This is a genomic window from Micromonospora sp. MH33, assembly GCF_003013775.1.
GTDB classification, from domain to species: domain Bacteria; phylum Actinomycetota; class Actinomycetes; order Mycobacteriales; family Micromonosporaceae; genus Micromonospora; species Micromonospora fulviviridis.
The window spans coordinates 1-7,204 of record NZ_MUYZ01000333.1; the positions used below are offsets into that span (position 1 = coordinate 1).

Genomic DNA, 7,204 nt, shown 5'->3' on the forward strand with positions numbered 1-7,204 from the left:
CGCCACCCGGGGCCGGCGGCGGGTACGGGGAACCCGAGGTGGGCGGCTGCGGCGCGCCGGAGACCGGCGGCTGCGGCGCGTACGGGCTGCCGGACACCGGCGGCATCGGCGCGGTGGGGAACGCCTGGGTCGGCGGTTCCTGAGGCTGCTGGTTCGGGTCCTGCGGTCCGAACGGAGGCTGAGGGTGGCTCACCGTACTCCTTGGGCACCTTCGAGATCGTCAGTCGGCACGACGGTACAAGCCGCCGGCAACGCGACCGTCAGGCCCTCACCGGGGTACCAGAACGGCGGCCGTGCGCACCAGATCGGCGTCCACCGCGAGCCGACCGGCTATCGATGGCGGCGGATCGGTCACCGGGGCGGCGGCGAGCCGGGCCGGCGCGATCCGGGCCGTGAACGTGCCCGCGTCCGGGTCGAGGGTGACCCGGGCGTCGGCGAAGTCCAGCCAGGTCCCGACGAGCGGGTGCCAGACCTTGTAGACGGTCTCCTTGGCGCTGAACAGCACGGTCGGCCAGGCCACCCCGCGGGGCAGCCGGTCCAGGTCGGCCTCCTCCTCGGGCAGGCAGACCTTCCGGCGTACCCCTGGGGGAAGGTCCCGGTGTCGTTCGGCGTCCAGGCCCACCGCGCGGACGTCGGCGGCGCGGGCGGTGGCGGCTGCGCAGTAGTCCCGGGTGTGGGTGATGGCGCCGACCACGCCGGCCGGCCAGACCGGGGCGCGGTCGGGGGCCACGGGCACCGGCGTGGCCGGCAGCCCGAGCCCGGCCAGCGCCCGGCGGGCGCACACCCGGCCGGCGGTGAAGTCCCGGCGGCGGCTGGCCACCGCGTGTTCGCCCAGGCAGGCACGCTCGGCCGGGAGCAGCGCGCCGGTCCAGTCCGCGGCGGCGGCCACCGCCACGGCGACCTCGGGCGGCAGAAGGTCGCGCATGACGGGGAAACGTACCGCAACCATGTAACGTCGGAGCGTTTCGGGACGCTGTTGGGTCGTTGCGGGGAGGCGACCGTCCACACGCATGTGTCCATTGATGAGAGGATCGGCCGATGACGCCTGGCGCGAAGGCGTCGGAATCACGACCCGGCGAGCACGCCCCCGTGACCCCCGACTGGACCTGTGGTTCCTGCGGCGACGACTGGCCCTGCGCCACGAAACGTCGGCAACTGCTGGACGAGTACCAGGTGGACCGCGCCTCGTTGAGCGTCTATCTCGGCTCCTGCCTGGCCGCCGCCTCGCAGGACCTGCGCGCCGCCGCGGTCTCCTCGCTCCAGGACCGGTTCATCGGCTGGGTGCCGCGCGCCCCGCGTACCTTCTGACCCGCGCTTCCGGTGGCCGTCGCGTCGGGTGCGCGGCGGCCACCGGTCGCGGGCTCAGGGGCGGCGGGGTCGGCGGGTGAGCGCGAAGCCCACGACGCCCGCCACGGCGGCGAGCACGCCGCCCACGCTGGTCCACACCCACCGGGAGCCGGGCTCCGGAAGCCAGCCGGTGAGGCTGCCCTCCTCCTCGGCGACCGGTTCGGGGGCGGGCTCGGCGGTGAGCACCTGGCCGGCCCTGGTGTTCGGCACCAGCGGCGCCTTCAGTTCCCCGTCGTCGCCGGACCCGCCGCCCTCGGCTTCCGCGCCGACCAGCAGGTCCACCTCGACCGGCAGGCCCAGGTCGGGCTCGGGCAGGTCGGTGACCGAGAGCCGGAGGTAGTAGGTGCCGGGCAGCGGGTCGCCGGACCACGGTTCCGCCCACGGCCGGACCCGGCGCAGCGTGCAGTCGAGGGCGACGCTGGTCGCGGTCGCCGCCGCGGTCGGGGTCTGCGTGCCGGCCGTGCACGCCTGGCGGCGGCGCAGCCCGTCGAAGACGTCGACGGTCCAGGTGGACGCGCCGGTGCGCGCCTTGCCGAAGGAGACCGTGGCGGTGACCTCGTGGACCTGGCCCGCCTCGGCGCGGAACGACCAGTACAGGTGGTCGCCGGTGGAGGCGCCCACCCGGACCGGCTGGCCGGGGGTGATCGTGGTGGCGGTCAGGAACGAGGTGCCGGCCTTGGTGACGGTGGCCGTACCCGGCGACGGGGTCGGCGCGGCCGCGGCGACCCCCGGGGTGAAGGCGAGCCCGGCGGCGGCCAGCGCCGCCGCGGAGCGGATCAGCGTACGCATCCTCAGTTCTCCCTCCAGGTGGCGACCCACCAGCGGGTGAGCAGCCCGGCGACCAGCCCGGTGACCAGCCCGGCCAGGGTGAGCAGGAGCAGCAGCGCCCAGCCCCGACCGAGGTCCGGCCCGTCCGGGGCGGGGGACGCGGCGACCACGTCCACGGTCAGCTCCACCGGCATGCCCGGGGTGACCTGCGTGCCGGGGCGCGGCGCGAACGAGTTGCTGACCACCAGGCAGACGGTCCGCGCGGGCTGCACCCCGCTCGGGGCCGGGGCGGGGCTGGCCTCCTCGGCGGCCGACCAGCGCAGCCCGGCCGAGACCACGTCGGTACGGCCGCTGCCGGCGTCGACCCCCCGGACGAGTTCCCGCCCGTCCGGCGCGGTGGCCCGCAGCAGCACTCCGTAGTCGGGGTTGACCGGCCGGTCCAGCGCGACGCTCACCGAGGCGCGCAGCTCCTGTCCGGGGCGCACCGGCACCCGGTACCAGCGGTGCTCGGCGAACGCCTCCCGGTCGGTGTAGACGCCGGGGGCGAGCAGCGGTGCGTTGTCGCACCCGGCCGACCCGCCCACCACGGTCGGGGTGGCGGTGTACGTGTCCCGGGCCCGGTCCACCAGCTGCTTGATCCGCCCGGTCAGCTCGTCGGCGCTCTGCGCCGCGGTGTAGGTGCCGCCGGTCGCCCCGGCGATGCAGAGCAGCTGCCGGCGGACCTTTTCGTCGGGGGCCAGGCCGAGCGTGTCGACGACGAGCCGGGTGCCCTGGGCGGCCAGCTCGCGGGCCACCTCGCAGGGGTCGGGCGGGGCGCAGGTGTCCTCGCCGTCGGTGATCAGCACGATCCGGCGGACGGTGCTGCCGGTGCCCAGGTCCTGCGCGGCGGAGCGGAGCGCCAGGCCCACCGGGGTGAAGCCGGTCGGGCGCAGCGTGGCGACGGCGGCCTTGGCCTGCGTACGGTCCACCGGACCGACCGGCACGATCTGCTGGGTGTCCAGGCAGCCCTGTTTCTTGTCCTTGCCCCGGTAGGTGGCGCCGAGCACCCGGATGCCGAGCTGGGTCTCGTCCGGCAGCGCGTCGACCACCTCGTTGAACGCCTGCTGGGCGACGGAGATCCGGCTGCGCCCGTCGATGTCCCGGGCCCGCATCGAGCCGCTGACGTCCAGGACCAGTTCGACCTTGGGCGGCTCGGCGGGGGGTTCGGCGGTCTCGTCGCCGGCCGCGGCGGGCGGCGGACCGATCAGCGCGGTCGTCGCCAGCAGTCCCAGGAGGACGGCCGTCGATCGTCTCTTGTTGATCACGGGGCGAAGTGTAGTGAGATCCACAATGGAAGATCATCCGGGTCTGATGATCGAAACGAATCGATGCGACAGGCGGCATGATCAGGAGTTGCGTGGCGGCTCGCGGGCGCTGCGGTGGATAGTAAGGAATTCGTAATGTTTTCCCTGCGTGACCCACCGTGAGGTGCCCGATGTAAACCTTTTGTGGGGTGGCGCATTCGTCGGGAATCTGACCCGGCTCGACCCGTTGTGCCAGTGCCGCACTGTGGTTAAGCTCTGTCTTGCGCGCCCCAATCGCCCGCTTCCCCCGTGGCAGGCGATCGGGGCGCGCTTTTTCGTGCCCCGATCCGGGCTCTTGCCGCGGCCCTCGGCCGTCGCGTGATCGCAACCGGTTTTCCGCCCCGGCGGGTGGTCCCCGCCGGGGCCACGCCGGTCAGATCCAGCGACCGTCCAGCCACATCCGGGCGGACCAGTCCGCGTAGGCCATCAGCCGGCCCACGAAGATCGGGTAGAAGTAGCCGAAACAGAGCGCGACCAGCAGCACGTACGCGCCCGCGATGATCCCGCCCACCAGGCGGCGGTCGGAGGCGTCCTCGGCGTTCGGTGGCGCCGCCGTGCCGGCGGCCGGGGCGGGCGAGACGATCGCGCCGAGCACGTAGACCACCGCCAGCACCAGGAACGGCACCGCCGGCGCGGCGTAGAAGGAGAACATCGTCCGGCCGTCGAGGGCGAACCAGAACCAGGGCAGCAGGCCGGCGGCCACGCTGAGCAGGATCGCCCCGGCCCGCCAGTCCCGCCGGGCCAGCCCCAGCCAGACCGTCGCGGCCAGCGCCGGCAGGAACGACCACCAGAGCAGCGGGGTGCCCAGCAGCAGGATCTCCGAGGCGCAGCTCGGCGCGCCGCAGTTGCCGTCGCCGGACCAGTAGAAGGCGACCGGGCGGCCGAGCAGCAGCCACTGCCACGGCCACGACTGGTACTTGTGCGGGTCGTCGAGCTGGGTGTGGAAGCCGTACGCGGCCTTGTGGTATTCCCACAGATTGATCAGCGGCCCGATGACCGGGGTGTCGCTCAGCCCCGGGGTGTTCGGGTAGCGGCTGGCCAGGCGGTAGTAGCCGTCGTCGCCGAGCAGCCAGCCCGACCAGGTGACCACGTAGGTGACGACCATCAGCACACCGGCCGCCAGCAGCCAGGGCAGCTCGTCCAGCAGGGCGTCCCGCCACGGGCGGCGGACCCCGGCCGAGCGGCGGACCCCGACCTCCCAGAGGAGCACCAGCAGCGCGAAGGCCGGGACGAAGTAGAGGCCGCTCCACTTCACCGCGCAGGCGCAGCCGAGCAGCACCCCGGCGGCCAGCCGCCACCACGGCCAGTCCCGCCAGGTCGACGGCGGCCGGCCGGCCCGCCCCGGCAGCGACGGGTCGAGCCCCGCCTCCAGCGCCCGGGCCCAGCGCCGCCGCCGGGCGTCCCGGTCGAGCACCAGGGCGCCGAACGCGGCCAGCACGAACAGCAGCAGGAAGATGTCGAGCAGCGCGGTGCGGGAGAGCACGAAATGGAAGCCGTCCAGGGCGAGCAGCAGCCCGGCCGCGCAGCCCAACGTCGTCGACCGGAACATCCGCCGGCCGATCCGCACCAGCAGCAGCACCGACAGGGTGCCGGCGATCGCCGCCGCGAAGCGCCAGCCGAACTCGGGGGCGGTGGTCATCAGGTGCCCCGGCACGGAGATCTTCGTCTCCGCGTCCTGGTAGCCGAAGGCCCACTCGCCGAGGCCGATGAGCCACTTGCCCAGCGGCGGGTGCACCACGTACGACGGGCCGTTGTCCTTGTAGTTCCACTCGACGCCGCGGTCGATCAGCCCGTACGCGTCGCGGGCGTAGTAGATCTCGTCGAAGATCTTCCCGTTGGGGCCGCTCAGCCCGACGAAGCGCAGGATCGCCGCGATCGCCACCACGACCCCGGTGGCCAGCCATGCCTGCCCCCGGTCGAGGCGCGCGTCGACCGTGTCGAGCCGTCGCCGGACGACGGCCGGGATCCGGCCACGGCCGCCGCTCGTCGCGGAGCCGGTGGTCCGGTCGGCGGCGGTCGGCTCGTCGGCGGACCCGCCCGCGTTCGCGCTCTGTGCTGTCGACGCACTCGTCACCCGGCGATCGTAGGCTGCGAAGGTGCCCGGTGGCGCCCGTCGTCGCCGAGATTGGTACGGCCGTCGATGAAGGAGCGCACGTCGTGGGTGAAATGTCCGAGGTTGGCCGCCTGGTGCTGCTCGGCGCGCCGCTGGGCAACCCGGCCGACGCGTCCGCCCGGTTCCGGGAGGTGCTCGCCACCGCCGACGTGGTCGCCGCCGAGGACACCCGCCGGCTCACCCGGCTCGCCCGGGACCTGGCGGTGACCGTGCCGGGCCGGATCGTCTCCTACTTCGAGGGCAACGAGGAGCGCCGGACCCCGGAACTGGTCGACGTGCTCGCCGCCGGCTACACGATCGCGCTGGTCACCGACGGTGGCATGCCCAGCGTCTCCGACCCCGGCTACCGGCTGGTCCGGGCCGCCCTCGACGCCGGGATCCCGGTCACCGCGGCTCCCGGGCCGAGCGCGGTGACCACCGCCCTGGCGCTGTCCGGGCTGCCCTGCGACCGGTTCTGCTTCGAGGGCTTCCTGCCCCGCACGCCCGGCGCCCGCCGGTCCCGGCTGCGTGCGCTGGCCGGCGAGGAACGCACCCTGGTGCTCTTCGAGGCGCCGCACCGGATCACCGGGGCGCTGGCCGACCTGGCCGAGGCGTTCGGCCCGGACCGGCCCGCCGCGCTCTGCCGCGAGCTGACCAAGACGTACGAGGAGGTGGTCCGCCGGCCGCTCGGCGAGCTGGCCGAGTGGGCCGCGGCGGGCGACCCGCGCGGCGAGATCACCCTGGTCGTGGCCGGGGCGCCGCCGGCCGCGGCCGTCCGGCCCGACGACGACACGCTGCGTGCCGCGGTCGCCGCGCGGGAGGCGGCCGGGCTGTCCCGGCGCGACGCCATCACCGAGGTCGCCACCGAGTTCGGGCTGCGCCGCCGCGAGGTCTACACGGTCGTGCACAGCTGACCGCGGCTACCAGGCCGAGCCCAGGAAGCCGACGGTGATCAGCAGCGGGCCGGCCAGCGCCACACCCACCGCCCAACGGCGGTGCCGGGGGTCCGGCAGCCGGGTCGCGCCGGTCCACCGGGCGATCCCGGCGGCGCAGCCGGCCACCAGCAGCAGCCCGAGCAACCAGCGCAGGTGCCGGCCGGCGCCGGCGTCGGCGTACGCGGTGCCGCCGGCCGGCCCGGTCATCCGGGCGGGCAGCGCCGAGCCGGTGGCGCTGCGCTCGGCCGGCACCCCGCTGACCCGGACCCCGTGGGCCAGGAAGCGCTCGCCGTCGGCCAGGAAGATCCCCCGGCAGCGCTGGGTCAGCCCGCCGCCGGTGCAGTTGGTGATCACCGCTGTGCCGCTCGTGGAATGCCCCACGGCCAGCCACAGCGGCCCGGCGCTCACCCAGGCGAAGAACGCCGCCAGCAGGCTCAACGACAGCAGCACGGACAGGCCGGTGACCGGATCCGGGGGACGAACCGGCTGCTCGCGCCGGGACGCCGACCGGCGGCCCGGCCGGCGGGCGGCCCGCCGCTGCGGCTCCTCCCGCAGCGGGGTGCCGTCCCAGTGCACCTCCTCGATCGGCGCCCAGGCGGTCCCACCGTCCGGCGGGGCGGAACGACGGTGCCAGCGCGGCTGCCGGACCGGCACCCGGCGCGGGACGGCGTCCACCGGCGCCCCGGTGGTCGGTTCCACCTCCACCGGCGGGTCGGCCG

Annotated in this window: 7 protein-coding genes; 2 read left to right on the top strand and 5 right to left on the bottom strand. The window is 75.0% G+C overall.

Annotation, left to right across the window (positions count from 1 at the left end; all coding sequences use genetic code 11):
* Positions 1-268 precede the first annotated feature (268 nt).
* A complete protein-coding gene (locus tag B0E53_RS31250; protein WP_107079267.1) occupies positions 269-925 on the bottom strand; it encodes a 4'-phosphopantetheinyl transferase superfamily protein in 657 nt (218 codons plus the stop codon).
* Positions 926-1,038: 113 nt separating this feature from the next.
* On the opposite strand from B0E53_RS31250, the gene B0E53_RS31255 reads away from it, so the two are divergent.
* Entirely contained in the window at positions 1,039-1,308 is a 270-nt protein-coding gene (locus tag B0E53_RS31255) for a hypothetical protein (RefSeq protein WP_107079268.1), read from the top strand.
* Positions 1,309-1,362: 54 nt separating this feature from the next.
* Here the strand turns inward: B0E53_RS31255 and B0E53_RS31260 are convergent, their stop codons facing one another.
* The 3 genes from B0E53_RS31260 to B0E53_RS31270 all read right to left on the bottom strand — a co-directional run bounded on the left by B0E53_RS31260 (position 1,363) and on the right by B0E53_RS31270 (position 5,532).
* Entirely contained in the window at positions 1,363-2,136 is a 774-nt protein-coding gene (locus tag B0E53_RS31260; RefSeq protein ID WP_107079269.1) for a peptidase, read from the bottom strand.
* 2 nt (positions 2,137-2,138) lie between these two features.
* Entirely contained in the window at positions 2,139-3,419 is a 1,281-nt protein-coding gene (locus B0E53_RS31265; protein WP_107079270.1) for a VWA domain-containing protein, read from the bottom strand.
* 412 nt (positions 3,420-3,831) lie between these two features.
* A complete protein-coding gene (locus tag B0E53_RS31270) occupies positions 3,832-5,532 on the bottom strand; it encodes a phospholipid carrier-dependent glycosyltransferase (protein ID WP_107079271.1) in 1,701 nt (566 codons plus the stop codon).
* An 83-nt stretch (positions 5,533-5,615) separates the two neighbouring features.
* Here B0E53_RS31270 and rsmI point away from each other — a divergent pair, with 83 nt between their 5' ends.
* A complete protein-coding gene (gene rsmI / locus B0E53_RS31275) occupies positions 5,616-6,464 on the top strand; it encodes a 16S rRNA (cytidine(1402)-2'-O)-methyltransferase (protein ID WP_107079272.1) in 849 nt (282 codons plus the stop codon).
* Positions 6,465-6,470: 6 nt separating this feature from the next.
* On the opposite strand, the gene B0E53_RS31280 is transcribed toward rsmI, so the two are convergent.
* Positions 6,471-7,204 (bottom strand): hypothetical protein (locus B0E53_RS31280; RefSeq protein ID WP_246835687.1); only part of this gene is annotated, 734 nt, incomplete at its 5' end.

What these genes read in the sequence shown, in the direction of transcription:
- B0E53_RS31250 (WP_107079267.1), bottom strand. Translation starts at nt 925, where the DNA reads ATGCGCGACCTTCTGCCGCCCGAGGTCGCCGTGGCGGTGGCCGCCGCC.
- B0E53_RS31255 (WP_107079268.1), top strand. Translation starts at nt 1,039, where the DNA reads ATGACGCCTGGCGCGAAGGCGTCGGAATCACGACCCGGCGAGCACGCC.
- B0E53_RS31260 (WP_107079269.1), bottom strand. Translation starts at nt 2,136, where the DNA reads ATGCGTACGCTGATCCGCTCCGCGGCGGCGCTGGCCGCCGCCGGGCTC.